This is a genomic window from Pseudoxanthomonas sacheonensis, from assembly GCF_031455975.1.
Lineage (GTDB): Bacteria > Pseudomonadota > Gammaproteobacteria > Xanthomonadales > Xanthomonadaceae > Pseudoxanthomonas_A > Pseudoxanthomonas_A sacheonensis_A.
This window is the reverse complement of sequence record NZ_JAVDTT010000002.1, coordinates 504,601-528,280: the sequence shown is the minus strand read 5'-3', so window position 1 is coordinate 528,280 and position 23,680 is coordinate 504,601. Positions and strand designations below refer to the sequence as shown.

The 23,680-nt window shown below is 64.0% G+C and carries 21 protein-coding genes; 13 read left to right on the top strand and 8 right to left on the bottom strand.

The window, feature by feature from the left end; all coding sequences use genetic code 11:
• The first annotated feature begins 25 nt into the window (after positions 1-25).
• From J2W94_RS09575 to J2W94_RS09560, 4 genes are all read left to right on the top strand, one after another.
• Positions 26-613, top strand: a complete 588-nt coding sequence (locus tag J2W94_RS09575) for a hypothetical protein (RefSeq protein ID WP_310092585.1) — start codon at positions 26-28, stop codon at positions 611-613.
• Positions 613-1,776: a COX15/CtaA family protein gene (locus tag J2W94_RS09570; RefSeq protein WP_310092583.1), complete on the top strand. Its 1,164-nt coding sequence runs from the start codon at positions 613-615 to the stop codon at positions 1,774-1,776. Before J2W94_RS09575 ends, J2W94_RS09570 begins: the two co-directional genes overlap by 1 nt.
• Positions 1,777-1,778: 2 nt before the next feature.
• On the top strand, positions 1,779-2,705 hold the full coding sequence (gene cyoE / locus J2W94_RS09565) for a heme o synthase (protein ID WP_430540580.1): 927 nt from the start codon (positions 1,779-1,781) through the stop codon (positions 2,703-2,705).
• 71 nt (positions 2,706-2,776) lie between these two features.
• Positions 2,777-4,084 (top strand): metal-dependent hydrolase family protein, encoded by a 1,308-nt coding sequence (locus J2W94_RS09560; RefSeq protein ID WP_310092581.1) that lies wholly within the window; start codon positions 2,777-2,779, stop codon positions 4,082-4,084.
• Between the two features lie 108 nt (positions 4,085-4,192).
• Here the strand turns inward: J2W94_RS09560 and dnaG are convergent, their stop codons facing one another.
• The gene (dnaG, locus tag J2W94_RS09555; RefSeq protein WP_310093668.1) at positions 4,193-5,932 is read right to left on the bottom strand and encodes a DNA primase; all 1,740 of its coding nucleotides are present in this window, start codon (positions 5,930-5,932) and stop codon (positions 4,193-4,195) included.
• Between the two features lie 217 nt (positions 5,933-6,149).
• Between dnaG and J2W94_RS09550 the strand changes: the two genes are divergently transcribed.
• Positions 6,150-7,052: a hypothetical protein gene (locus J2W94_RS09550; protein ID WP_310092579.1), complete on the top strand. Its 903-nt coding sequence runs from the start codon at positions 6,150-6,152 to the stop codon at positions 7,050-7,052.
• Between the two features lie 447 nt (positions 7,053-7,499).
• Complete coding sequence (locus J2W94_RS09545; RefSeq protein WP_310092577.1) at positions 7,500-8,417, top strand: hypothetical protein; 918 nt, start codon at positions 7,500-7,502, stop codon at positions 8,415-8,417.
• A gap of 36 nt (positions 8,418-8,453) precedes the next feature.
• Here J2W94_RS09545 and J2W94_RS09540 read toward each other — a convergent pair whose 3' ends face one another.
• The 3 genes from J2W94_RS09540 to rpsU form a co-directional block, all read right to left on the bottom strand.
• The gene (locus J2W94_RS09540; RefSeq protein WP_310092575.1) at positions 8,454-8,963 is read right to left on the bottom strand and encodes a GNAT family N-acetyltransferase; all 510 of its coding nucleotides are present in this window, start codon (positions 8,961-8,963) and stop codon (positions 8,454-8,456) included.
• Between the two features lie 134 nt (positions 8,964-9,097).
• Positions 9,098-9,544, bottom strand: coding sequence for a GatB/YqeY domain-containing protein (locus tag J2W94_RS09535; protein ID WP_310092573.1), 447 nt, complete (start codon positions 9,542-9,544; stop codon positions 9,098-9,100).
• Positions 9,545-9,692: 148 nt separating this feature from the next.
• Entirely contained in the window at positions 9,693-9,908 is a 216-nt protein-coding gene (gene rpsU, locus J2W94_RS09530) for a 30S ribosomal protein S21 (protein ID WP_002808376.1), read from the bottom strand.
• 125 nt (positions 9,909-10,033) lie between these two features.
• Between rpsU and tsaD the strand changes: the two genes are divergently transcribed.
• The 3 genes from tsaD to folK all read left to right on the top strand — a co-directional run bounded on the left by tsaD (position 10,034) and on the right by folK (position 12,225).
• A complete protein-coding gene (gene tsaD / locus J2W94_RS09525; protein ID WP_310092571.1) occupies positions 10,034-11,092 on the top strand; it encodes a tRNA (adenosine(37)-N6)-threonylcarbamoyltransferase complex transferase subunit TsaD in 1,059 nt (352 codons plus the stop codon).
• Positions 11,093-11,241: 149 nt separating this feature from the next.
• Positions 11,242-11,595 carry a dihydroneopterin aldolase gene (gene folB, locus J2W94_RS09520; RefSeq protein WP_310092569.1) on the top strand — a complete coding sequence of 118 codons (354 nt, stop codon included), beginning with the start codon at positions 11,242-11,244 and terminating at the stop codon, positions 11,593-11,595.
• Positions 11,596-11,724: 129 nt separating this feature from the next.
• Positions 11,725-12,225: a 2-amino-4-hydroxy-6-hydroxymethyldihydropteridine diphosphokinase gene (folK, locus tag J2W94_RS09515; RefSeq protein WP_310092568.1), complete on the top strand. Its 501-nt coding sequence runs from the start codon at positions 11,725-11,727 to the stop codon at positions 12,223-12,225.
• A gap of 55 nt (positions 12,226-12,280) precedes the next feature.
• Here the strand turns inward: folK and J2W94_RS09510 are convergent, their stop codons facing one another.
• The gene (locus J2W94_RS09510) at positions 12,281-13,021 is read right to left on the bottom strand and encodes a pteridine reductase (protein ID WP_310092566.1); all 741 of its coding nucleotides are present in this window, start codon (positions 13,019-13,021) and stop codon (positions 12,281-12,283) included.
• Positions 13,022-13,183: 162 nt separating this feature from the next.
• Here J2W94_RS09510 and J2W94_RS09505 point away from each other — a divergent pair, with 162 nt between their 5' ends.
• Both J2W94_RS09505 and J2W94_RS09500 read left to right on the top strand, forming a co-directional pair.
• The gene (locus J2W94_RS09505) at positions 13,184-14,632 is read left to right on the top strand and encodes a circularly permuted type 2 ATP-grasp protein (RefSeq protein WP_310092564.1); all 1,449 of its coding nucleotides are present in this window, start codon (positions 13,184-13,186) and stop codon (positions 14,630-14,632) included.
• Positions 14,632-15,573, top strand: a complete 942-nt coding sequence (locus tag J2W94_RS09500) for an alpha-E domain-containing protein (RefSeq protein WP_310092562.1) — start codon at positions 14,632-14,634, stop codon at positions 15,571-15,573. The genes J2W94_RS09505 and J2W94_RS09500 overlap by 1 nt, the downstream gene beginning before the upstream one ends.
• A 112-nt stretch (positions 15,574-15,685) precedes the next feature.
• Here J2W94_RS09500 and J2W94_RS09495 read toward each other — a convergent pair whose 3' ends face one another.
• A complete protein-coding gene (locus tag J2W94_RS09495; protein WP_310092560.1) occupies positions 15,686-16,519 on the bottom strand; it encodes a 20S proteasome subunit A/B in 834 nt (277 codons plus the stop codon).
• 119 nt (positions 16,520-16,638) lie between these two features.
• On the opposite strand from J2W94_RS09495, the gene J2W94_RS09490 reads away from it, so the two are divergent.
• On the top strand, positions 16,639-17,820 hold the full coding sequence (locus tag J2W94_RS09490) for a class I SAM-dependent methyltransferase (RefSeq protein ID WP_310092558.1): 1,182 nt from the start codon (positions 16,639-16,641) through the stop codon (positions 17,818-17,820).
• The gene (locus J2W94_RS09485) at positions 17,808-18,212 is read left to right on the top strand and encodes a VanZ family protein (RefSeq protein WP_310092556.1); all 405 of its coding nucleotides are present in this window, start codon (positions 17,808-17,810) and stop codon (positions 18,210-18,212) included. The genes J2W94_RS09490 and J2W94_RS09485 overlap by 13 nt, the downstream gene beginning before the upstream one ends.
• 79 nt (positions 18,213-18,291) lie before the next feature.
• Here J2W94_RS09485 and J2W94_RS09480 read toward each other — a convergent pair whose 3' ends face one another.
• Positions 18,292-20,604: a family 20 glycosylhydrolase gene (locus tag J2W94_RS09480; protein ID WP_430540579.1), complete on the bottom strand. Its 2,313-nt coding sequence runs from the start codon at positions 20,602-20,604 to the stop codon at positions 18,292-18,294.
• Positions 20,605-20,832: 228 nt separating this feature from the next.
• Positions 20,833-23,613, bottom strand: coding sequence for a TonB-dependent receptor (locus tag J2W94_RS09475; RefSeq protein ID WP_310092554.1), 2,781 nt, complete (start codon positions 23,611-23,613; stop codon positions 20,833-20,835).
• Positions 23,614-23,680: the final 67 nt, after the last annotated feature.

The window sequence follows — 23,680 nt, the reverse complement described above, 5'->3', positions numbered from 1 at the left end:
CTCTGCGCATGAGAAAATGCCGCAAATGAATTCGAATCCTCCTCTTCCGACCTCCTCCGAGGCGGCACGAATCCGCCGCGGACGCTGGATCCTGGTGCTGATCTTCCTGCTGTTCTTCGGCACCATCTTCGGGGCGGGCGTGCTGCGGTTCAGCGGCTGGCAACCGCATGGCACCAAGGCCCATGGCGAAATGCTGCGCCCGGCGGTGGATGCGCGCGCAGTGGTGCCCAAGCTCGCAGGTGGCGGCGACTACGCGTGGCGACCTGCCGAACGCATGTGGCGGATCGTGGTCGCGCCGCCGGCCGATTGCGCCAGCGACTGCCTGAAACTGGCCAAGGACCTGGACGTGGTGTGGCAGTTGTTCGGCAACAACGCCGATCACGTCGAAATCCTGTGGATCGGCCCGCGTCCGGCCGGCGCACCCGACACCGTGTCGTTGCGCCAGCTGCAGCCAACGCCCGAGCTGCTGACCGCGTTGCCGCGCGTGAACGACCCCGCCGGCGTGCCGGTGTACGTGATCGATCCCAACGGCTTCGTGATCCTGCGTTACGCGCCGGGTACCGATCCGGGTTTCATCCGCACCGACGTTTCGAAATTGCTCAAGTTGATCTGATGAATCTGCTCGCCCGTCCCGCCGTCTATAAACATTTTCACCGCTTCGCCTGGCTCGCCGTGGCGCTCACGTTGTGCGTGGTGGTGTTCGGCGCGTTTGTGCGCTTGTCCGATGCGGGCCTGAGCTGTCCGGATTGGCCCACCTGCTACGGCCGCGCCGCATGGCCGCAGGCCGCCAGCGAAGTGAACGATCACGCCGCCAGCGCCATCCGTCCCTTCGAAACGCATAAAGCCTGGCGCGAGCAGGTGCACAGGATGCTGGCCGGTTCGCTGGGCGTGCTGGTGCTGCTGCTGGCAGTGCTGGCCGCGCGCAAGCGCCGCTACGGGATCGCGCAGATCGCCATCGCCTCGTTGCTGGTGGCGGCCGCGATTCCGCTGTACATGCGCGGGCAACATGGCGCCGCCTCCGTGCTGGCGATCCTTGGCGAAACCATTCTGCTGTTCGCCGCGTTGCGCTGGTCCAATACGGATCTGGCTCGCACCGGCGCGCTGACCCTGGCGGTGATCATCTTCCAGGCCCTGCTGGGCATGTGGACGGTGACCTGGCTGCTCAAGCCCATCGTGGTCATGGGTCATCTGCTGGGCGGACTGACCACATTCGCCTTGCTGACGTGGATGGCGTGGCGCGCGATCGGCCGTCCGATCATCGTCGTCGAAGCCGACACTCTGAAGCGCTGGGTCATCGCGGGCCTGCTGCTGCTGGGGCTGCAGATCGCGCTCGGCGGCTGGGTCAGCGCCAACTATGCGGCCCTGTCGTGCGGCGCGGGCAGCTGGTCGGCCGACAACTTCCCCAAGTGCGTGGGCCAGTGGTGGCCGCCGCACGACTTCCGCGAAGGCTTCGTGCTCTGGCGCGGCGTCGGCGTGGACTACGAAGGCGGCGTGCTGGACGGCGCCTCGCGCATCGCCATCCAGATGGCGCACCGCATCGTCGCGGTCGTCCTTGCGTTGTACCTGCTGACGTTCGCCGTGCGCCTGTTGTACACGCCGGGCATGCGCAGCTGGTCCACTGCATTGATCGTGCTGGTCGTCGCCCAGGTCTCGCTGGGTATCCTCAACGTCAAGCTGGCCCTGCCGCTGCACGTGGCGGTGGCGCACAACGCCGGCGCCGCGCTGCTGTTGTTCGTGCTGGTCTCGCTGCTGGCGCGTTTGCGCAAGCCGGAATAGCGATGTCGGTCATCCGCCAGTACTGGAGCCTCACCAAGCCGCGCGTCGTCGCGCTGATCGTGTTCACCGCGCTGGTGGGCATGCTGCTGGCCATCGACGGCATGCCAGACGCGCAACAGCTGAAGCACGGCGCGCTCGGTTTCCTCGGCATCTGGCTGGCGGCCTCCAGCGCGGCCGCGATCAACCAGATCCTGGATGCGCGCATCGACGCGAAGATGGCGCGCACTTCGTGGCGCCCTCTGGTCGTCGGCCAGCTGCAGCCTTGGCAGGCCTTGGTGTTCGCGCTGGCGCTGGCCGCCCTCTCGATGACGGTGCTGGCGGTGTGGGTCAACACCATCACCGCCGTGCTGACCTTCGCCTCGCTGATCGGTTATGCGATCGTCTATACCGTGTTCCTCAAGCGCGCCACGCCGCAGAACATCGTCATCGGCGGCGTCGCCGGCGCCGCGCCGCCGTTGCTGGGCTGGGCCGCGGTCACCGGCATGACCGGCGAGTGGGACTGGCCGTATGCGCTGCTGCTGGTGCTGATCATCTTCGTATGGACGCCGCCGCACTTCTGGGCGCTGGCCATCTTCCGTCGCGACGACTATGCGCGCGCGCTGGTGCCGATGCTGCCGGTCACCCATGGCGTGACCTATACGCGCTGGCAGATCCTGTTCTACACGGTGCTGCTGGTCGAGGTCACCGTGCTGCCGTGCATCTTCGGCATGAGCGGGTTCTTCTATCTGGGCGGCGCGCTGGTGCTGGGTGCTGTATTCCTCTGGTACGCATGGCGATTGCTGGACCCGCCGGACGAATTCTTTCCGATGCGCGTGTTCAACTATTCCATCGTCTACCTGATGGCGCTGTTCGCGTTCCTGTTGGCCGACCACTGGCTGATGCCGTTGCTGCAGCCGACGGCGTTGATCGAGTTCGCTCCGCAGTCCTGACGGCACGGATCCGTCCGGGCACCGCTCGCTTTGCCTATACTCGGCGGGTCGATAAAAACGGGAAGGTGGAGATGATCGAACGTGGCCTGCTTGCTTCGGGGTGCCTTTTTCTTGCCGTCGGACTGGCGCTCGTGCCGGGCGCGGTCTCCGCGCAAGAAAGCGTGGCCGAAGCTACGGTATGGATCACCGCCGAGCGCATGCTGGACGTCCGCAGCGGCCGCCTGGTCGACCAACCGCACGTGCTGGTGCGCAACGGCCGTATCGTCGAAACCGGCAGCGGCGCGGCCGCCGTACCGGCGGGCGCCAAGCATGTGGATTTGCAGGGCATGACCCTGCTGCCCGGGCTGATCGACATGCACGTGCATCTGGACAGCGATCCCTCCTATGGCGGTTACACCGGCCTGCAATTCAGTGACCGCTTCTGGTCGGTGCTGGCGGTGGCCCACGCGCAGAAGACGCTGATGGCTGGCTTCACCAGCGTGCGCAACGTCGGCGCCGAAGCGTGGAACGACGTCGGCCTGCGCCAGGCGATCGACGCAGGCAAGATTTCCGGGCCGCGCATCGTTACTGCAGGCTATTCGTTCGGCTCGACCGGCGGCCATTGCGATTCGACCTTCTTCCCGCCGTCGATGGAGCAGAAGAGTCCGTTCAACGCCGACAGTCCCGAGGAAGGCCGCAAGCGCGTGCGCGAACTGCGCAAGTACGGCGCGCAGGTCATCAAGATCTGCGCCACCGGCGGGGTGTTCTCGCGCAATACCGAGCCGGGCCAGCAGCAGCTGAGCCTGGAGGAAATGAAGGCCATCGTCGAGGAAGCGCATCTGCAGGGTCTCAAGGTCGCGGCGCACGCGCATGGCGCCTCGGGCATCAAGGATGCGATCCGCGCCGGGGTGGACACCATCGAGCACGCCAGCCTGATCGACGACGAAGGCATCGCCCTGGCCAAGAAGCATGGCGCGTGGCTGTCGATGGACATCTACAACACCGACTACACCCAGGCCGAAGGCAAGAAGAACGGCGTGCTGGAGGACAACCTACGCAAGGACCGCGAGGTCGCCGACATCCAGCGCGAAGGTTTCCGCCGCGCCCACGCCGCCGGCGTGAAGCTGGTCTACGGCACCGACGCCGGCGTCTATCCGCATGGACTGAATGGCGGCCAGTTCAAGGTGATGGTCCGCTACGGCATGACGCCGGTCGAAGCGATCCGTAGCGCGACACTCGATGCGGCCGTAGCCCTGGACCGCAAGGACGTCGGTGCGATCGAGAAGGATCGCTGGGCCGATCTGATCGCCGTCGCCGGCGATCCGACCCAGGATGTCAGTCTGCTCGAAGCGATTCCCTTCGTGATGAAGGGCGGGGAAGTGGTGAAGGATCTGCGCTAAACAGCGCGATCAGCTGTTCGCAGATAATCCTGTCGAACGCTGAGCCGGTTGGGAGCACCTTTGGCGAAGCGCAGTGGAGCTGCGAGTTGACCGGGACATCCAGGTTTGTCAGGACGGCAGTTTGCCGCGACGGCGTTGCGCCTGCATCAGGGCCATCAGTTCGTACTTGTCGGCGACGTCCAGGGGGCCGGCGCCCATCTTGGCGTGCAATTCCGCGAGGCGCTGCTGAATGGCCTGGTCTTCAAGCTGTTCGGCCGCATCGATCAAGATCTGCCGCCAGATGGTTGCGTCGCCTGGCACGGCTTCCGATGCCAGTTTCTGCAGTGCGTTGAGGTCGTCTCGTTCCGAGAAATGCTGCAGTAACGCACCGGTGGTGATTTCCGGCCGTGCATGAACCAAGGACAGCAGCTCGATCAGCAGTCCCACGCCCGGTTGGTTGAGGTCCTTGAAACCGTATGGTGGCTCCAGCGAAAGCGCCAACGAAGGTTGCTGGAGCAGGACGGTGATCGCACCACGCACCAAGCTGCGTTTCTGCGTCTGCGCGGGCAGGCGCGAAACTGTTTTTGGTTTTTCGGGCAGCGCGACGGGCTGCTGCACGCCTACTCCGGTAATCTCTCCCAGGCGCTGCCGCATCAGGTCGCCGAAGGCGCCGTCGGGAATCTGCGCCAGCAGGGGTTTGGCGCGTTCGGCCAATCTCGCCTTGCCGTCCAGCGTCGAGAGCTTCACGTCCTTGCCCAGTTCGTCGTAGAAGAACTGCGACAACGGCGTGGCCTGTTGCAGACGCGTATCGAAACCCGCCGCGCCTTCGCTGCGCACGATGCTGTCCGGATCTTCGCCATCGGGCAGGAACAGGAAGAACGCCTGGCGTCCGTCCTTCATGCGCGGCAACACCGACTCCAGCGCCTTCCAGGCGGCGCGCTGGCCGGCAGCGTCGCCATCGAAGCAAAAATACACATCCGGCGAATTGCGGAACAGCAGCTCGGCATGATCGGGCGTGGTCGCCGTGCCCAGCGTCGCGACGGCTTGCGTCACTCCGTACTGGAACAATGACACCACGTCCATATAGCCCTCCACCACCACCAATCGTTCGATCTTCTGGTTGGCCTGCCGCACCTGCCACAGACCGTAGAGTTCGCGCCCTTTGTGGAATAGCGGCGTCTCCGGCGAATTGAGGTATTTCGGACCGTCGTCCTTGGCCAGCACCCGCCCGCCGAAGGCGATCACCCGGCCGCGGCGGTCGTGGATGGGGAACATCACACGGTCGCGGAATTTGTCGTAGACGCGGCCGTTGTCGCTCCTGGACAGCATGCCGGTCTTGTCCAGCAGCTTGATCCGGCGCTCGTCGGTACCCAGCGCATCTTTGAGCGCGGAAAACCCATCGGGCGCATAGCCGATAGAGAATTGCGTACGGATGCTCTCGTCGACGCCACGCCGGTCGAGATACGCCTTCGCTTTTTCGTTGCCCTCCAATTGCCGTTGGAAGAACTTCGCCGCCGCGTCCAGCGCCGCGTACATGTCGCGGCCGTCGTCGGTCTCGTTCCGTTTCTGGGTTTCCTTGGGCACTTCCATGCCCACGCGCTTGGCCAGTTCGTCGACCGCATCGAGGAATTCCAGACGATCGTAGTTCATCAGGAACGAGATGGCCGTACCGTGCGCCCCGCAACCGAAGCAGTGGTAGAACTGCTTGGTCTGCGACACCGTGAACGACGGCGAACGTTCGTCGTGGAACGGGCAGCGCGCCGAATACTCCTTTCCCTGCCGCTTCAACGGCACGCGCGTACCGATCACCTCGACGATGTCGGTGCGCGCCAGAAGGTCGTCGATGAAGGCGTCGGGAATACGCGCCATGCTGGGGTTGGAAGCCTCGGTTGCGGGGCCGATCGTGCCGGCCCGTTGGGGTAAGACTGCCGCCATGGGTGCGGGGCGCATCGCCATTGCCGGCATTGTATTTTCTGCGATTCAAGTATGATCGATCCGCCGCGGGTATCACACCGGAATCGTGTACGCCGCGGCTCGTTCAGGACGAGCGGGATTCCGCTCATAGGGAGGTTTTATGGGGAATAGGATGTTGTGTCTTGTGGGCCTGCTGGCCCTGTCCACGGCCGCGCGCGCCGGTACTTGCGAAGACGGTTTCGAGGCGGTCGGCGACCCGCGCAATGGCATGTTGTTCATGGGTCAGGTGCAGAAGCCGGGCCTGAGCGTCAGTAGCGCCCTTGGGCAAATGCAGAAGATCGCCCAGGAAGAGGGCTACCAGATCGGCAACGAGTCGATCACCGGCAATTCGGGCGAGTTGCTCTTCACCCAGACCAATCTTCGCACGCCGCTGGTATGGCGCGTGCAGGCCGACAGCTCCGGGCAGGTATCGCTGGGCACAAAACTGGCCCGGGGCCAGAAGATGGAAGTCGCAGGGGCGCGCACTGAAATCTGCTCGATGCTGGCCAAGCTCAAGACCGGCAAGGAAGGCGAGGCGATCGCCGCCGCTGCGCGCGCCAAGACCGGCGCAGGCCAGGTCATCGATGCCGAGGCCCCGAAGCTGTCCGCGGAAATCGGCCGCGACATCCAGAAGACGATGGCGGGAGTGAACAGCAAGGGGGTATTCGGCAACCTGATGGTCGGCTCCAGCAATTACGCGACCGCCGGCGAACGCAACGAAGCGTTCGCGCCCATCGTCGCCAAATACAAGGGGCGCAAATACCGGATCGACGGACAGATCTACACGGTGTCGGAGAACCAGTTCAGCGGTGAAATGGAGGTCGCCTACCTGGTCACGCAAACCCGTGGCTTGCTTGCGATTCGCCAAAGTTCTTCGAACAACAACAACAACTTCACCATCCAGTGCATCCTCGCGCCGGACCAGGCGAAGTTCTTCACTACCCTGGCCGATGGCGATTGGGTCAAGCTGGCGGGCACGGTGAACCAGATCGATACGCAGGGCATGGTGCTCAAGGATTGCCGCCAGGCCAACTGAGCCCGGCGCCAATCGTTCGTCATGCGCAGGACTCGATCCGGACCCTAGGCGTCCGGATCGGTCCGATTCCGCGGCCAGCGCGTCCAGAGCCGGCCCGCTGAGCCGTTGCACCGTCCATTCCTCCAGGCGCGCTGCGCCCAGGCCGCGGTAGAAACGGATGGCCCGGCCCGTTCCCCAGTCCAGCACCGACTGCTCGAAGCGGCCGTCGCCGAATTTGGCGGCCATGCCGGCCGAAGCGCGACGGCGCCAACAAGTGCAGCGAACGGGCTGCCGCAAAATCCGCACGGCCGGGCGCATCGTGGCATCCCTTCAGCCGATCCTCGGGCCCGTTCACCTTAATATCCGGCCGCCTCCGACCTCTCGGTCAGTCGCACCGATCATGCTGTGTGCGGTAACGCCACGACGACTTCCAAGCACGGAAATGTCAATCACGAGAATGGATTTGCTATGAAAAAAGGAATTTATCTTGCCGGCCTGCTGATATCTGCCGCGATTGCCCCTGCCCATGCGGGTACCTGCGAACAGGATTTCAAGACGATAGGGGACCCGCGCAACGGCCTCACTTATCGGGGTACGGTCAGAGTGTCCGACCTTAGCGTCAGCAGCGCGCTGGGACAATTGCAGAAGTTGGCGATGGACGAAGGCTTCCAGGTCGGTGGAGAGTCCATTTCCGGCGACGCCGGAGAACTGACTTTCATGCAGGCCAACGTAAGACCGCCGCTGACCATCAGGGCGTTGGCCAGCAGCTCCGGCGAAGTCTCAATAGTCACCAAGCCCGCACCCGGGCAGAAATTCCCGGCCGAAGCCGCTCGAGCGAAGATCTGCGGAATGCTGGCGAAACTGAAGGGCGGCAAGGAGGGCGAAGCCATCGCCGCTGCGGCGCGCGCGAAGAGCGGCACGGGCCGCGTTATCGACGCCAAGGCGGTGGACCTGTCGGCGGAAATCGGCCGTGAAGTCAGGAAGACCACGAGCACCCTCAACACCCGCGGGCTCAAGGACCTGCTGCTGGGCACCTATTCTTCCTCCGGCGGCAGTGAAATCGATGCGACGCTCGCCCCGCTGGCCGCCAAGTACGTCGGCCGCACCTACCGGATAGACGGCCAGGTCTATACCGCCTCCGAATCGTTCGAGCGCGACACCGTCGGTCGCATCGACTATCTGGTCACGGTCACCCGCGGATTGCTGCGGGTCCGTCAGGACTCCAGCTACAACAACTTGAATTTCAGCATCGAATGCAAGATGGCGCTGGATCAGCAGGAGTATTTCTCCACGTTGAGGGCGCAGGACTGGGTGACGTTGATCGGCAAGGTGGAAGAATTCACCCCTCAAGGCATGGTGCTGAAGGATTGCCGTCAGGCCAACTGAGAAGGTTGCGAACCCGAATTGCGACCGCGACCCTACTCACCGCGGATCGCGTGCAGCCAGCGCCTTGAGCGCATCGCCGGTGACGCGCTGTACGGTCCACTCGTCCAGCGGCGACGCGCCGAGTTCGCGATAGAAATCGATGGCGGGCGTGTTCCAGTCCAGCACCGACCACTCGAAGCGGCCGCAATGGCGTTCCGTCGCCAGTTTGGCCAGATGGATCATCAGGCGCTTGCCCAGGCCCAGGCCACGATATTGCGGACGAACGAACAGATCTTCCAAATACAGGCCGCGCTGGCCGAGGAAGGTCGAGAAATTATGGAAGAACAACGCGAATCCGGCCGGCTGGCCGTCGACTTCGGCGATCACTACTTCCGCGGCCGGGCGCGCACCGAACAATTGCTCGGTCATGTCGGCTTCGGTAGCGACGGCCTCATGGACGAGCTGCTCGTACTCAGCCAGTTCGCGGACGAAAGCCAGAATTTGCGGCACGTCCGCGCGCGTCGCGGGACGTAGTTCGACATTCGGGGAGGTGATGGATTCAGTCATGGCCGAAGCAGCATAGCCCTCCCCTTCAAGGGGAGGGTTGGGTGGGGATGGTGTGGCTGCGAAAGTGAATCAATGGGATCGGACGGGAAACCATCCCCATCCCGTCCTTCCCCTTGAAGGGGAAGGAGAAAAACTCAGCCCGCGAACTTCTTCTTCACCAGCGCCGACACCAAGCCCATATCGGCCTGACCTGCGAGCTTCGGCTTCAGCACGCCCATCAGCTTGCCCATGTCCGCGGGGCCGGTCGCGCCGGTCTGGGCGATGGCGGCGTCGATCTCGGCCAGGATTTCGGCTTCGCCCAGCTTGGCCGGCAGGTACTTCTCGATCACCACGATCTCGGCGCGCTCGATCGCGGCCAGGTCTTCGCGGCCAGCGGCCTCGAACTGGCTGACCGAATCCTTGCGCTGCTTGACCATCTTCTCCATCGCGGCGACTACGGCGGCGTCGTCCAGCTCGATGCGCTCGTCCACTTCGCGCTGCTTGATGGCCGCGTTGATCAGGCGCACCACGCCCAGCGTTTGCTTGTCGCCGCTTTTCATTGCGGCTTTCATGTCTTCGACCAACTGTTCTTTAAGGCTCATGGCAGTCTCCAGATTCCGATCGTAGGGCGGGCATTGCCCGCCGTGCTCTTGCTCGAACCCGCGGCGGGCAATGCCCGCCCTACAGGGCCTAAAAACACAAAAAGCCGGCTACGCTCGCGCGTGCCGGCTTCTGGCGAAGCGACGCGGCTCAGTAAAGGCGCTGGCGCTTGGTGACGTCGCGCGAGCTGCGACGCAGCTGACGCTTCACCGCGGCGGCGGCCTTGCGCTTGCGTTCCTGGGTCGGCTTCTCGTAGAACTCGCGCTTGCGGGTTTCGGCCAGAACACCGGCTTTTTCGCAGGTACGCTTGAAGCGACGCAGAGCAAACTCAAAAGGCTCGTTTTCGCGGACTTTGACGCTGGGCATGGAATCTCCGGGACACAAACAACCGGGTCAGTCCCGGCGAGCCGCGTATGATAACGGCAGCCCGGGCCCGCCTGCAACCCGCCCGGGCGCTGGATTACCGCTTCCGAGTCCCCATTTCGAGCCCCATGCGCGTCCTTGGCATTGAAACCTCCTGCGATGAAACCGGCGTGGCCGTCTACGACACGGCCCTGACGGGCAGTGCCGGCCTGCGCGCCCATGCGGTTTACAGCCAGATCGCGCTGCACGCCGAGTACGGCGGCGTGGTGCCGGAACTGGCCAGCCGCGACCATGTCCGCAAGCTGCTGCCGCTGGTCAGACAGACCCTGGCCGAGGCCGATCTGAAGCTGGAAGACCTAGACGGGGTGGCCTATACCGCCGGCCCGGGACTGGTCGGCGCGCTGCTGGTCGGGGCGGGCGTGGCCCGTTCCCTGGCCTGGGCGTTGGAGATCCCGGCGGTGGGTGTGCACCACATGGAAGGCCATTTGCTGGCGCCTTTGATGGAAGACGACCCGCCCGCGGCGCCCTTCGTGGCCCTGCTGGTCTCCGGCGGACACACCCAGTTGGTAGCGGTGGACGCCATCGGCAGCTACCGGCTGCTGGGCGAAACCCTGGACGACGCGGCCGGGGAAGCCTTCGACAAGACGGCCAAGGTCATGGGCCTGCCGTATCCGGGCGGTCCGCAGCTGGCCGCCCTGGCAGCGCAATCCGACAAGGAGCCGGGCCGCCCCGGCGCCTACAAGTTCTCCCGGCCGATGACCGACCGGCCCGGGCTGGATTTCAGCTTCAGCGGCCTGAAGACCCAGGTGATGCTGGCCTGGCGCGATAGCGACCAGTCCGATGCCACCCGCGCCGATATCGCACGCGGTTTCGAGGATGCGGTGGTGGACACGCTGGCGATCAAGTGCCAGCGCGCGCTGGATGCGGCCGGCAGCGACACCCTGGTGGTCGCCGGCGGCGTCGGCGCCAACAAGCGTCTGCGCGCCAAGCTGCACGACATTTGCGGCAAGCGCGGCGGACGCGCCTGCTTCCCGCGGCCGGCGCTGTGCACGGACAATGGCGCGATGATCGCTTTCGCCGGCGCCTTGCGCCTGCAGGCCGGACAGCACGAAACCGCGGCGGTGAAGGTGACGCCGCGGTGGGATATGGCGACTTTACCCCTCGTGACCTCTCCGGCATCCGAATAAATAATGTCGTCATTCCCGCGAAGGCGGGAACCCAGCGCCTCCGCCTTTTGCGCAACCCATCCAAAGCAAAGTCACTGGGTTCCCGCCTTCGCGGGAATGACGATCGAAAGCGGATAGTCTCTCCATTTCTCTTCATACTCTCGGCGCACATGGACAAAGTCTTCATAGAAGGTCTGGAAATAGACGCTCTGATCGGCATCTACGACTGGGAACGGCGCATCCGCCAGACCTTGCGCTTCGACCTTGAGATGGGCTTCGACAACCGCAAGCCTGCGGCCAGCGACGACATCGTCGATACGCTCAACTACAAGGCGGTCAGCAAACGGCTGATCGAATTCGTCTCGCAATCCGACTACGGCCTGGTGGAAACGCTGGCCGAGCGCTGCGCGGAAATCGTGCTGGCCGAATTCGGCGTGTCTTGGCTGCGGCTGAAACTCAGCAAGCCCGGCGCGGTGCGCGGCGCAGTGGCGGTGGGCGTGATCATCGAGCGTTCGCGCGGATGAATTCCCAACCCTTTGTCATCCCGAGCGCAGCGAGGGATCTGCTACACGCTTCTGTCGCCGCGCAGGGGAAAGCAGATCCCTCGCTGCGCTCGGGATGACAAAGTCTATTTGCTCGGGATCGCAGTAAACATGGGCAAGGCTTATCTCAGTCTAGGCAGCAACATGGAGGCGGAAAAGAATCTCGCCTCCGCGGTATCCGCGTTGCGTACGAGATTCGGTGCGCTGGCCCTGTCGCCGGTTTACCGCACCGCCGCGGTCGGCTTCGAAGGCGCCGACTTCCTCAACGCGGCCGCGATCATCGAATCGGATCTGGATGTGCATGCGCTCAACGATTGGCTGCATGCGCTGGAAGACGCGCATGGCCGCGACCGCAGCGGCCCGCGTTTCGGCGACCGTCCGCTGGATATCGATATCGTGTTCTACGACGATCTGGTGATGGAAGGGGCGGGGAGTTTGCGTATTCCGCGCCCGGAGTTGAGGCACGCTTTCGTGCTGAAGCCTCTGGCCGACATTGCGCCTGATTTCGTGGATCCGAAGTCGGGCCGGACATTGGCTGCGCTGTGGGCCCATTCACCGGAGCGCGAGACGTCGTTGCGAGTCGTGGGAGCGGCGTCCCGCCGCGAGCTTTAGCCCTTCTGCGGTAAGAACAAAGCAAACGCTCGCGGCGGGACGCCGCTCCCACCGGTCATCCTGCCAGTGTGCGGCCGCCATCCACACGAATCACCTGGCCGGTGGTGTAGGTCGCATCGCGCAGCAACCAGCGCACCGCTTCCGCGATTTCCTCCGCTGTGCCGGTGCGCGCCAGCGGCGTGCGTCCGAGCATGGTCTGTTTGGCGGTGTCGCTATGGTCCTGCTCGGGCCACAGGATCGCGCCCGGCGCGATCGCGTTGACGCGCACTTCCGGCGCAAGTTCCAGCGCCAGCGATTGGGTCGCCATCAACAGCGCGGCCTTGGCCATGCAGTAGACCGTGTGTCCGGCCAACGGTTTCTCGGCATAGATGTCGACCAGATTGACGATGGCGCCATGCGAGGCCTTCAGGTGCGGCGCTGCCGCCTGGGCGAGGAAGAACGGCGCGCGCGCATTGGAGGCGAACAGCTCGTCCCACTGCTGCGGCGTGGTGGCGCCGATGATCGTCGGCCGGAAAGCGGAAGCGTTGTTGACCAGCGCATCGAGCCGCCCGAAGTGGCCGACCGCCTTGGCCACGAGTTCGGGCAGGCGGTCGAATTCGGACAGGTCGGCCTGCAAGGTCAGCACGCTGCCCGCACGCGTCGATTCCAATTCGGCCGCCAAGGCCTGCATTTCCGCCGACGAGCCGCGGTAGTGCAGGGCCAGCTCGTACCCCGCCGCATGCAGGCGTCGCGCGATGGCCGCGCCGATACGGCGGGCGCTGCCGGTGATCAGGGCGACGGGTGTCGATGCGGACATGGAATTCCTGAAGGTGAAGGCCAAAGACAATGTGTCTCCTGACATTATGTCTCCAATCCGGCGCCGCGGGCCAATGCTTGACGGCCCTCCCGGTTCCGGGCATGTTGCAATGCATCACCTGCGCGGAGGCACGCTCCGGCGCAGGACAACGGAACGGAGCGAATGGACTGGGCGAAATACCGCACTACCACTTTCGACGAGCTGATCCAGGCTGACGGCCAGCCGCGCCCCGCCGCACGTCGCCTGGTCGAATACCTGGGTGGCCTGTCCGGTCGTGAGCTCGCCGAACGCCAGCTCGCCGCCGATGTCATCGCCCGGGTCATGGGCATTACCTTCACCGTGTACTCCGACGGCCGCAACGTGGACCGCACGCTGCCGTTCGATCTGATCCCGCGTGTCATCCCGCGCACCGAATGGGTGCGCACCGAAGCCGGCCTCAAGCAGCGTATGCGCGCGTTGAACCTGTTCATCGGCGACATCTATGGCAGGCAGCAGATCGTCAAGGACAAGGTGTTCCCGGCGATCCTGCTGAAGGACTCGGTCAATTTCCGCCCGCAGTGCGTCGGTGTGAAGCCGCCGCTGGGCGTATGGGCGCATATCTGCGGCTCGGACCTGGTACGCGACGGCGATGGCACCTTGTACGCGCTGGAGGACAACCTGCGTATTCCCAGCGGCGTGTCCTACATGCTGGAAAACCGCATGGTGGCCAAGCGGGTGTTTCCGGAACTGTTCGAAACCAGCTCGATCCTGCCGGTGGACGAATACCCTTCGCAGCTCTACGACACGCTCGCGGCCCTGTCGCCGCGTCCGGGCGATACGCCGACCATCGCCTTGCTGACGCCGGGCGTGTTCAACAGCGCCTATTTCGAACACGCCTACCTGGCCCAGGCGATGGGCATCGAACTGGTGGAAGGCAACGATCTGTTCGTGGCCGACGACGACTGCACCTACATGCGCACCGTATACGGCGCGCAGCGCGTGGATGTGATCTACCGGCGCGTGGACGACTTGTTCATCGATCCGGAAGTGTTTCATCCCGAGTCGGTGCTGGGCGCGCCGGGACTGATGCGCAGCTGGCGTGCGGGCAAGGTAGCCTTGGCCAACGCGCCGGGCGCGGGCGTGGCCGACGATAAAGTGGTGTTCGCGTATGTGCCGAAGATGATCAAGTACTATCTGGACGAGGATCCGATCCTGCCCAATGTGCCCAGCTATCTTTGCCACAACGCGAAGGAGCGCAAGTACGTGCTGGAGAACATCGAGAAACTGGTGGTGAAGCCGGCCAACGAATCCGGCGGCTACGGCATGCTGATCGGGCCGCGCTCCACCAAGCGCCAACGCGACAAGTTCAAGAAACTCATCGAAGCCGATCCGCGCAATTACATGGCCCAGCCGACGTTGTCTCTGTCGACGGCGCCCATAGTCACCGACGACGGCCCCTCGCCGCGGCATCTGGATTTGAGGCCTTTCGTGTTGTCCCGCGAAGATATCTACGTCACCACCGGCGGCTTGACGCGCGTCGCCATGGAAGCGGGGTCGCTGGTGGTGAACTCTTCGCAAGGCGGCGGCGCCAAGGACACGTGGGTCGTGGATCTAGATGAGGAGGCCGATTGATGCTCTCCCGCGTCGCCGACAATCTGTACTGGTTCAGCCGCTACGTGCGCCGCGCCGAGAACACCGCGCGCCTGGTCGGCGTCGGCAGCCTGCTGCAGCTGGACCTGCCGCGCTCGGTGCGTTTCGCCTGGCGGCCGATGGTGGATACGGTGGGTGCGGGCGATGCCTTCGCCGAGCTGTTCCCCAGCACCGGCGACGATGCCAGCGACGCCGAGGTGGTGCGTTTCCTGTTGTTGGACGAACGCAATGCGTCCTCGCTGCGCAGTTCCGTCGATAACGCGCGCGAGATTCTGCGCGGCATCCGCGATACCCTGCCGCAGGAAGTATGGGAAGCCATCAACGATCTGTATCTGTACATCGAAGCCAACGGCGAGCGCGGCGTTAGCCGGCGCTATCGCATGGAGTTCATCGCCCGTATCGCCGATGGCTGCCTCAAGGTTTCTGGTCTGCTCACCGCGAATGTGAGCCGAGATATCGGCTTCCAGTTCCTGCGCCTGGGCACGGCCATCGAACAGGCCGACATGACCACGCGCATCATCGATGCCGGCGCGTCCGGGCTGGTGACACCGCGCAACGAGGACGATCGCGAAGCTTTCCAGAACATGCAATGGATGGCGGTGCTGCGCTCGCTGGCCGCCTACCAGATGTATCGGCGCCATGTGCGTCAGCGCGTCAGCGTCGAACATGCGTTGCGCTTTCTGCTGCAGAACAGCGAATTCCCGCGCAGCGTGCAGTTCTGCCTGGCCCGCGCGCAGAGCATCCTACCCACCATGCCGGCGCGTCCTGGCGTGGATCGCGGTTTGAACAGGGTGGTCGGACTGATCCGTAATGCGGACCCGGCGCACCTGGCGGCGAAGAATCCCGCGGATTTCATGGACGAGATCCAGGTGCACCTGGGTACTTTCCATGCGGCACTGGCAGATGGCTATTTCTGCGGTTGAAATTCTGGGCTTTGCGACCCGCTCACACTGTCATCCCGAGCGTAGCGAGGGTTCTGCTTCATCGTTCGCAGCAATAGCAGATCCCTCGCTACACTCGGGATGACAATCCCAACTATTGCTGTTGACCCGATGCATCGCCCGGATCGGGTCGTGGCGCCACCCGGCGTGGCGGCAGTGGCGGCAACGAAGAAGTCTGCTCTTCGGGCGCGCGCGCCGGTTCCCACGGAAAACGCGGCAGGCTGTGCACGGCGGCTTCGAGTTTCCGCGACCAGGTCTCGTGGATTTCTGAATACAGCGGCGTATCGCCTTCCATGCGCATCTTCTGGGTGATCTTCAGGTCGCCGGCGCGGATCAGGGCGATATCGATAGGCAAACCCACCGACAAGTTGGAGCGGATGGTGGAATCCAGCGACACCAACGCGCAGCGTGCGGCGTCTTCCAGTGTGGTCTGCGGACGTAGGATGCGGTCCAGGATGGGCTTGCCGTATTTCGATTCGCCGATCTGCAGGTACGGCGTCTCCGGCGAAGTGGCGATGCAGTTGCCCAGCGGGTAGATCATGTACAGGCCGGGTCGTTCGCCGGCGATCTGCCCGCCCAGGATCAAGGTGGATTGCACGCTGACGCCGCTCTGCTGCGCCTCGTCCTTCATTTTTACCTGGCTGGCCACCAGCACCTCGCCGACGTATTCGGCGACCTCGTACAGATGGGTGAAAGTGCGCAGGCTGCGGCTGGCCGCGGGATCCTCGGCATCGCGCATCAGGCGCGAAATGGTCAGTTGCGTGGTCGCCAGGTTGCCCGCCGACATGATCACGAACACGCGGTCGCCCGGATACTCGAACACGTGCATCTTGCGGTACACGCGCACATCGTCGAACGAGGCGCTGGTGCGCGTATCCGCCGCGAAGACCAGGCCTTCGTCTGTTTCTATGCCGACGCAATAGGTCATGTGGCCGTTTATGCTGCCATTGTGCTGTGCATCAACGATTCTATGCGGGCCATCCACGCTTGGCTAGCGCCACCGTCTGCCGCGTAAGATGTGACGCTCGATTCTCTTATTCCCCTCCCATGTCAGATCTTCCCACGCCCGATCCGGATGCGGCCCATCACAGCGAAGGGCTGGCGGCGATAGTCCGCGGCGAAATCGCCGGATCCGGTGGCGGCATTCCGTTTTCGCGTTTCATGGAGCTGTGCCTGTACGCGCCGGGTCTGGGCTACTACAGCGCGGGCAGCGCCAAGTTCGGCGCCGCTGGGGATTTCGTCACCGCGCCCGAACTCGGCCCGCTGTTCGCCGGTTGCGTCGCCACCGCCGTGGCGCCGGTGCTGCGGCAACTGGGACCGGAAGCCGAGTTCCTGGAAATCGGCGGCGGCAGCGGCGCCTTCGCCGAGGTCATGCTCAAGCGCCTGCTGGCGATGGATGCCTTGCCCGCGCGCTACGCGATCCTCGAACCCAGCGCGGACCTGCGCGAGCGCCAGCGCGAACGTCTGGGTCGCAGCCTGATACCGCCGGTGTTCGATCTGGTGGAATGGCTGGATGGCCCTCTCGAACAATCCTGGAACGGGGTGCTGTTCGCCAATGAGGTGATCGATGCGTTGCCGACCCCGCGCTTCACCCTGCGCGATGGCGAAGTGTTCGAAGAAGGCGTCGCGCTGGACGGAAACGGCCGCTTCGTGCGCAGCGATCGGCCCGCCGATGCGCTGCTGGCGGCGGCGGTGCGCCATCTGGAGCGCACCTTGGGCGCGCCTTTCCCGGAGGGTTATCGTTCCGAACTCTTGCCCCAGCTGCCCTACTGGATTCAGGCGGTCATGGGTGGGCTGGAAGCTGGGGCGATGCTGTTCGTCGACTATGGTTATCCGCGCCGCGAGTTCTACCAGCCGCAACGCCACCAAGGCACGCTGCGCGCTTTCTATCGTCACCAGACCCACAACGATGTTTATGCGTGGCCCGGGTTGCAGGACCTTACCGCATCGGTCGACTTCACCGCCCTGGCCGAGGCGGGCACGCAGGCCGGCTTCGACTTGACCGGCTACTGCACGCAGGCCAGTTTCCTGCTGGGCAACGGTCTGCCGCAACTGCTGCAGGAAGCCGAAGCGCGCGCATCGGCAGCGCAACTGCAACGTCTGCGCAATGAGGCCAAACAACTCACCCTGCCCAACGAGATGGGGGAACGCTTCCAGGTGATGGGATTCTCGCGCGACGTGGAATTCGGCGCCGCTTTCCTGTCCGGCGATCTGTCGTGGCGGCTGTGAGTGCGGCGCTGAAGCCGCTGCGCAGACCGCGACTGTGGCTGGGCCTATGGATGGCGGCCATCGTGGCGCTGATCGTGGTCTGCTTGATCCCGCTGGATTCGCTGCCGCCGCTGCCGGACAACAGCGACAAAGTGGAACACCTGTTGGGCTATTTCGTGCTGTCTGCCGCGGCAGTGCAGTTGTTCGGCAGCCGTCGTTCGCTGTTGCTGGCCGGCTTGGGCCTGGTCGGGCTGGGCATCGGCATCGAAATCGCCCAAGGCTATACCGCTTACCGTTCTTCCGATCCGGCCGATGCGCTGGCCAATGCGCTGGGTGTGGTGCTCGGCATGGCCACGGTACTGTCGCCGTGGCGCGACCTGTTGCTACGCATTGAACAGCGGTTGCTCCGGTAAAACGTAGGAGCGACGTAAGTCGCGATGAGACCTTTGCGACAATCCATCGCGACTTACGTCGCTCCTACGTCGCTGACTCCTACTTGGGATGCAGGGTCACCCGATCCAGCACCCACATCGCCGGCCGCGTATCGCCGGTGAAGAAGATGCACAGGTTCTGCGCTCCGGTGGTCGCTTCCAACGGCGCTTTCAGGGTTATGAAGCCATCGGCGTCGGGTGCGGCCGGCAACGGCACTGTCGCCAGCGCCGCACCGTCGCAACCCGCGCGGATTTCGAGTTCGCCGTTCGCGCTCGCCGCCGGCTTGAACTTGCGCGCGGGCTCGTCGTGCGCCAGCTGGAAGTAGTACGGCATGCGTCCAGCGCGCACTTCGATCGAAGCGATGCCGTCGAGATCGGCGGCTTTCCATTCCCAGCAGGGATTGAAGATGTCCGCGTTGAAGATGGCGCGTTCGCCGTCGGCCGGGCCGTCGTCCTCCAGCCGCAGCATCAGTGCACCCGTGCACATTGCCAGTTCTTCGTCGCTGCGGCTCAAGAGCGAGGCGGCGTCGAGTTTGCGAGTCGCGGCTTGCGTCAGCGGCTTTCCGTCGACGAATACCGCGGCGCGCAGTTCTGCGGGCAGCGCCAGCGAGAAGGGGCCTTTGTAGGCAGTCGAACCAGCGGAAGGCTCGCTGCCATCGGTGGTGTAGCGGATATCCGGATACCCCAGCGAGTTGGACAGACTGACCTCCGCGCGGTTGCGCTTGCGGTCTTCGACCAGCGTGCTGCGCACCTCGAACGGCGTCTGCGCGTAGCCGATGCCCATCGCCTGGTAACGCTGCAGCTGCGCAGGCAGGCGGGCGACGAAACCATCCCAGTTTTTCTTCTGCGCAGGCGACCATGCGGTTTCCGCCAGCGCGGCGATGCGCGGGAAAACCGCATGCTGCACGCGCGCGAAGGTGCGCATGTGCTCGGTCCATACGTTGGCCTGCAGGCCCAGGATGTGCGAGCGTTTGTCGGCGGCCAGCGCCGCGGGAACCGGCTCGAATGCGTACACCTGCTTGAGGGGAATGGTCGCCGGGCGCCCGGGCGGTTCATTGGCGGAATCGGTCTGCAGGTAATCGAAGTACAGCTCCGACGAAGGCGACATGACCACATCGTGACCCTGGTTGGCCGCTTCGATACCGCCCTCGATGCCGCGCCACGACATCACCGTGGCTTCTTCGGGCAGACCGCCCTCCAGGATTTCGTCCCAGCCGATCAGGCGCCGGTGCTTGGCCACCAGATATTTTTCCAGCCGCTTGATCAGGTAACTCTGCATCCCCGCTTCGTCTTTGACGCCCAGTTCGCGGATCCGCTCCTGCACGCGCGCCGAGGCCTTCCACTGGTCTTTCACCGCCTCGTCGCCGCCGACATGCACGTAGGCGCCAGGAAACAGCGCGACCACTTCGCCCAATACATTCTCAAGGAAAACGAAAGTGCTTTCCTCCACATTGAAGAGATTGGTGTTGACGCCCCATTCGTTGGAAACCACCAGCGGCGTGTCCAGCACGCCCAGTTGCGGATAAGCGGTGATCGCGGCGGTGGCGTGGCCGGGCACATCGATTTCCGGGACTATGGTGATGTGCAGTGCGGCCGCGTAGCGCACCACGTCGCGGATCTGTTCCTGCGTGTAATAGCCGCAGTAGGGCTTCGGCTTGCCCGCGGCGTCCAGACCGCCATCTCCTGCGGGAATGCGGCAACCGCCGACCTCGGTCAGCTTGGGATATTGCTTGATCTCGATGCGCCAGCCCTGGTCGTCGGTCAGGTGCCAGTGGAAGGTGTTGAGCTTGTGCAACGCCATCGCATCGAGCATCTGCTTGATCTGATCGACGGTCTGGAAATGACGCGCCGAGTCGAGCATCAGCCCGCGCCAGGCGAAACGCGGCGTGTCGTCGATGCGCAACGCCGGTAGGGACAGCGACCGGGCATCGCCGGGCGGCAGCAGTTGCCATAAGGTCACCGCGCCGTAGAGCAGGCCGCGTGGATCGCGCGCGGACACGATCGCGCGCTGCGGATCGATCTCCAGCGTATAGCTTTCCGGCGCCGTGCCGATCGCCTTCGGGTCGATGCGGAAGTGGATCGCGCCTTTGTTGGCGCCTTCGGCTTCGCGCAGCTTCAGTTGCAGTCTGTGGGTCCTGGCGACGAAAGCAGCGAACTGTTCGGCTGCTGCCCTTGCCTGCGGATCCAGCACCACGATCTGTGTGGCCGGATCAACCAGGAAACTTCCCGGGAGCCGCTGCATCGATACGGGCGCGGGGATCAACATCGGATCCGATGGCGCCGCGCTGGTCGTGGCCATCGCACCGGCCGAAGCCATGGCCAGCACCGTCAGCGTTATCAATGCGACACGTCGCAGGCAATCCGAAATCGTCATCACTTCATCCTCGCAATATTGTCGATCCTAACCGACAGTCGTGGGAGCGGCGTCCCGCCGCGAGCTCTGGCTCCTGGCTGCAGAAAGCAAAAGCTCGCGGCGGGACGCCGCTCCCACAATGTTTCGGTATCCGGATCAATCGTTGGCATCCATCATCCCTCAAAAAAATCGGGCCCGGACAAGTCCAGGCCCGTGAGGGAAACACAGCAATCGGTATCCTGTCGGCGCTTAGAACTTGAAGCGCAGGTTCAGGTAGTACTGGCGGCCGTTCTCGTAGATCGAACGCGGACGGTCGCGATTCTCTGCGTAGTACTTGGTCTTCGGATTGTTGAGGTTCATCAGATCCAGGCTGAGCGACAGGTTGTCGTTGATCTTGTAACCCAGCGAAGCCGAGAGGTTGTCGATCTCGTCCTGATAGAACGCCGAAGCGCGATCCAGGCCGCTGTAGAACTCCGAGCGGTAGGTGTAGTTCACGCGTGCGTTGAACGTGCTGTTCTCGAAGTAGGCGCCCACGTTGTAGGTGTTCTTCGAGGTGCCCAGCATGGCAGTGCCGTCGTCGGTGTCGCCATCGGCGTAGGTGTAGTTGGCGAACGCACCGAAGTATTCGCCGATCGGCGCTTCCCAGGCCAGTTCGAAGCCCTTCACCTTGGCGCCTGAGCTGACCGGCACGGTCAGGTCGTAGTCGATGAGTGCGCCATTGGGGTTGTTGGAATCGATGGTGAAATAGGACTGACGATCGGTGCCGAGGGCCACGTAGTTGTCGATGTTCATGTAGAACACGCCGACCGAGAACAGCGAACGCTCGCCGTAGTACCACTCGAAGGTGGCATCCACGTTGGTGGAGAGGATCGGTTCTAGGTTCGGGTTGCCGCCCGAGCCCGTACCCACGCCGCCGACGGCCGCAGGCGGGCTGAGCGAGACCGCACCCGCCAATGCCGAGAAGTCCGGGCGCGTCAGCGTCCGCGAAGCGGCCAGACGCAGCACCATGTCGTCATTGAGGTTGTATTTGAAGTTCGCGCTCGGCAGCCAGTCGTTGTAGGTGTTCTTGGTCTGCACGGTCTTGAACGCGCCGAACAGCGAAGTGGTGATCGCGTCGGGATCGGTCGGGTCCGCGTTGACGTAGTTCTTGACGTCTTCTTCGGTACGCACGTAACGCAGGCCGACGTTGCCGCTCCACTTTTCGCCGGAGAAATTCAACTGCGCATAGGCTGCGGTGCTGCGCTCTTCCAGGCCGTAGGCGCCCGGGAAGTAGAAGCGCGCTTCCTTGTCGCGATTGGTGAACGCATTCAGCGCAGCCAGTTGCTCCGGCGTGTGGTACCAGATATCGCGCGGGAAATTGCCGCCCAGGCCGTCGCCGAAGTCGCCCGGATAGTTCTGGAAGCCGCTCGGCCAGTTGGCCGGATCGAAGGGGGAGGAGGAACCGACCGGGCAGGAGGGATCCACCACGCCGTTGACGAGGCAGGCCGGGCCTTGCGCGGTGACCTGGTCCAGATTGCGCTCGTGCTTGGCGCTACGGACGCCGAAATCCAGCGAGCTCAACGCGCTGTTGCTGTCGAAAAGCAGCTCGCCGTCGATCTTGGCCCAGTCTTCCTTGTCGACTACGTCGATGTCCTGGAATCCGAAGATCCAGTCGAGGCGATAATCGACATTGGCCACGCCCGGAACGCCGGTCACGGCATTGCCGAGATGCCAGTCGGCGGCGCCCACACCGTGCAGAGCCCAGCCGCCGCCGCTGTTGAGTCCGACGTCCCATTCCGCCACATCCTGCACGGGGCTTTCGCCGTGTCCTTCGGAAGTGCCGGCCTGGCCGGAGAAAGTCAGGTTTTCGCTGACGCTCCACTTGCCGTCGACGCTGAAGAATTCGGTGCTGGACTTGGCGCCTGGGCGGGAGATCTCATCGTAGATGCCGAATGCGTTGCTGGGATCGGCGCCCGGCGTCGGCGCGAACTCGGCCTCGACCAGCGTGTTGTTGCGGACGACGTATCCGGCCAACGGTACCTGGCCGTTGTTGCCGGCGGTACCGTTGATGATGCGCGAACCCCACAGCATGTAGTTGCGGTTGTAGTTGTCGGCCTTCATGTCCGAGCGGAAGTAGTTCGCCTCGATTTCCACCGAATCGCTGGGCTTGAACTGCATAGTCAGCATGCCGCCGGTGCGCTTGCGTTCCTGTTCGAACAGCGCCGAACCCACCAAGGTCGGGAAGTACACGCCCACCAGGTCCGGATGCGCCGTGCCGGCCGCGGTGCCCGCGCCGATGGTGTCGTAACCCAGCAGCTCCTGGCCGTCGCGGCGCAGGTGACGTTCCTCGCTGAAAGCCTGGACGGACAGGCCGAAGCTGCCATCGGCATTCTTCCAGTTACCAAGCACGGAGATCTGCGGGTCGGTGTTGCCGGGAAGTTCGGCGTATACCGCGCCCACCGAACCGAAGATGCTGAAGCCTTCCTCGAAGTTGAGCGGGTTGCGAGTGATGATGTCGATGCTGCCGACAGCGCCGCCTTCAACTATCTTGGCTTCCGAGGACTTGCGTACCACGACCTTGTCCACGAGTTCGGCGGGCAGCAGCGAATAGCTGACGCTGCGGCCGACGGTGCCGGTTTGGTTGAGCACGAACCAGTCGCCGGTACCGATGTTGTGGCCATCGATCAGGGTCTGGGTGAGGCTGGGACTGGTGCCGCGCATCGACACGCGGTCGTTTTCGTCGAAAGCGCCTTCGTTGGCGCTGGCGGCGCTGATGTTGACGCCGGGCACGCGGGCCAGGGAGTCGGCGACGTTCTTGTCGGGCATCTTGCCGATGTCTTCGGAAGTGATGACTTCGACGCGGGAGTTCTCGCCGCGCTTGGCGTCCAGCGACTTCTCGATGCTGCCGCGGATACCCACGACGACGACCGTATCGAGGTCCGTGGCTTCTTGGGTGGACGTGGCGCTGGTCGTTTCCTGCGCATGCAACTGCGCAGCGAAGCTGAGGCTCGCCACGATCGCAGCCGAAAGGATTGATTTCTTACAGTTCATGATGCTTCCCCATCGCTGGTTGAGTTGTGGCAACGAAGACCGCTGCCGTGCCTATGCCTGTTGTTGC

What these genes read in the sequence shown, in the direction of transcription:
- J2W94_RS09505 (WP_310092564.1), top strand. Translation starts at nt 13,184, where the DNA reads ATGGACTGGGCGAAATACCGCACTACCACTTTCGACGAGCTGATCCAG.
- J2W94_RS09490 (WP_310092558.1), top strand. Translation starts at nt 16,639, where the DNA reads ATGTCAGATCTTCCCACGCCCGATCCGGATGCGGCCCATCACAGCGAA.
- folK (WP_310092568.1), top strand. Translation starts at nt 11,725, where the DNA reads ATGGGCAAGGCTTATCTCAGTCTAGGCAGCAACATGGAGGCGGAAAAG.
- J2W94_RS09545 (WP_310092577.1), top strand. Translation starts at nt 7,500, where the DNA reads ATGAAAAAAGGAATTTATCTTGCCGGCCTGCTGATATCTGCCGCGATT.
- dnaG (WP_310093668.1), bottom strand. Translation starts at nt 5,932, where the DNA reads ATGGCGCGTATTCCCGACGCCTTCATCGACGACCTTCTGGCGCGCACC.
- J2W94_RS09500 (WP_310092562.1), top strand. Translation starts at nt 14,632, where the DNA reads ATGCTCTCCCGCGTCGCCGACAATCTGTACTGGTTCAGCCGCTACGTG.
- cyoE (WP_430540580.1), top strand. Translation starts at nt 1,779, where the DNA reads ATGTCGGTCATCCGCCAGTACTGGAGCCTCACCAAGCCGCGCGTCGTC.
- folB (WP_310092569.1), top strand. Translation starts at nt 11,242, where the DNA reads ATGGACAAAGTCTTCATAGAAGGTCTGGAAATAGACGCTCTGATCGGC.
- J2W94_RS09480 (WP_430540579.1), bottom strand. Translation starts at nt 20,604, where the DNA reads ATGACGATTTCGGATTGCCTGCGACGTGTCGCATTGATAACGCTGACG.
- J2W94_RS09560 (WP_310092581.1), top strand. Translation starts at nt 2,777, where the DNA reads ATGATCGAACGTGGCCTGCTTGCTTCGGGGTGCCTTTTTCTTGCCGTC.
- J2W94_RS09550 (WP_310092579.1), top strand. Translation starts at nt 6,150, where the DNA reads ATGTTGTGTCTTGTGGGCCTGCTGGCCCTGTCCACGGCCGCGCGCGCC.
- J2W94_RS09575 (WP_310092585.1), top strand. Translation starts at nt 26, where the DNA reads ATGAATTCGAATCCTCCTCTTCCGACCTCCTCCGAGGCGGCACGAATC.
- J2W94_RS09475 (WP_310092554.1), bottom strand. Translation starts at nt 23,613, where the DNA reads ATGAACTGTAAGAAATCAATCCTTTCGGCTGCGATCGTGGCGAGCCTC.
- J2W94_RS09570 (WP_310092583.1), top strand. Translation starts at nt 613, where the DNA reads ATGAATCTGCTCGCCCGTCCCGCCGTCTATAAACATTTTCACCGCTTC.
- tsaD (WP_310092571.1), top strand. Translation starts at nt 10,034, where the DNA reads ATGCGCGTCCTTGGCATTGAAACCTCCTGCGATGAAACCGGCGTGGCC.
- J2W94_RS09535 (WP_310092573.1), bottom strand. Translation starts at nt 9,544, where the DNA reads ATGAGCCTTAAAGAACAGTTGGTCGAAGACATGAAAGCCGCAATGAAA.
- J2W94_RS09510 (WP_310092566.1), bottom strand. Translation starts at nt 13,021, where the DNA reads ATGTCCGCATCGACACCCGTCGCCCTGATCACCGGCAGCGCCCGCCGT.
- J2W94_RS09495 (WP_310092560.1), bottom strand. Translation starts at nt 16,519, where the DNA reads ATGACCTATTGCGTCGGCATAGAAACAGACGAAGGCCTGGTCTTCGCG.
- rpsU (WP_002808376.1), bottom strand. Translation starts at nt 9,908, where the DNA reads ATGCCCAGCGTCAAAGTCCGCGAAAACGAGCCTTTTGAGTTTGCTCTG.
- J2W94_RS09540 (WP_310092575.1), bottom strand. Translation starts at nt 8,963, where the DNA reads ATGACTGAATCCATCACCTCCCCGAATGTCGAACTACGTCCCGCGACG.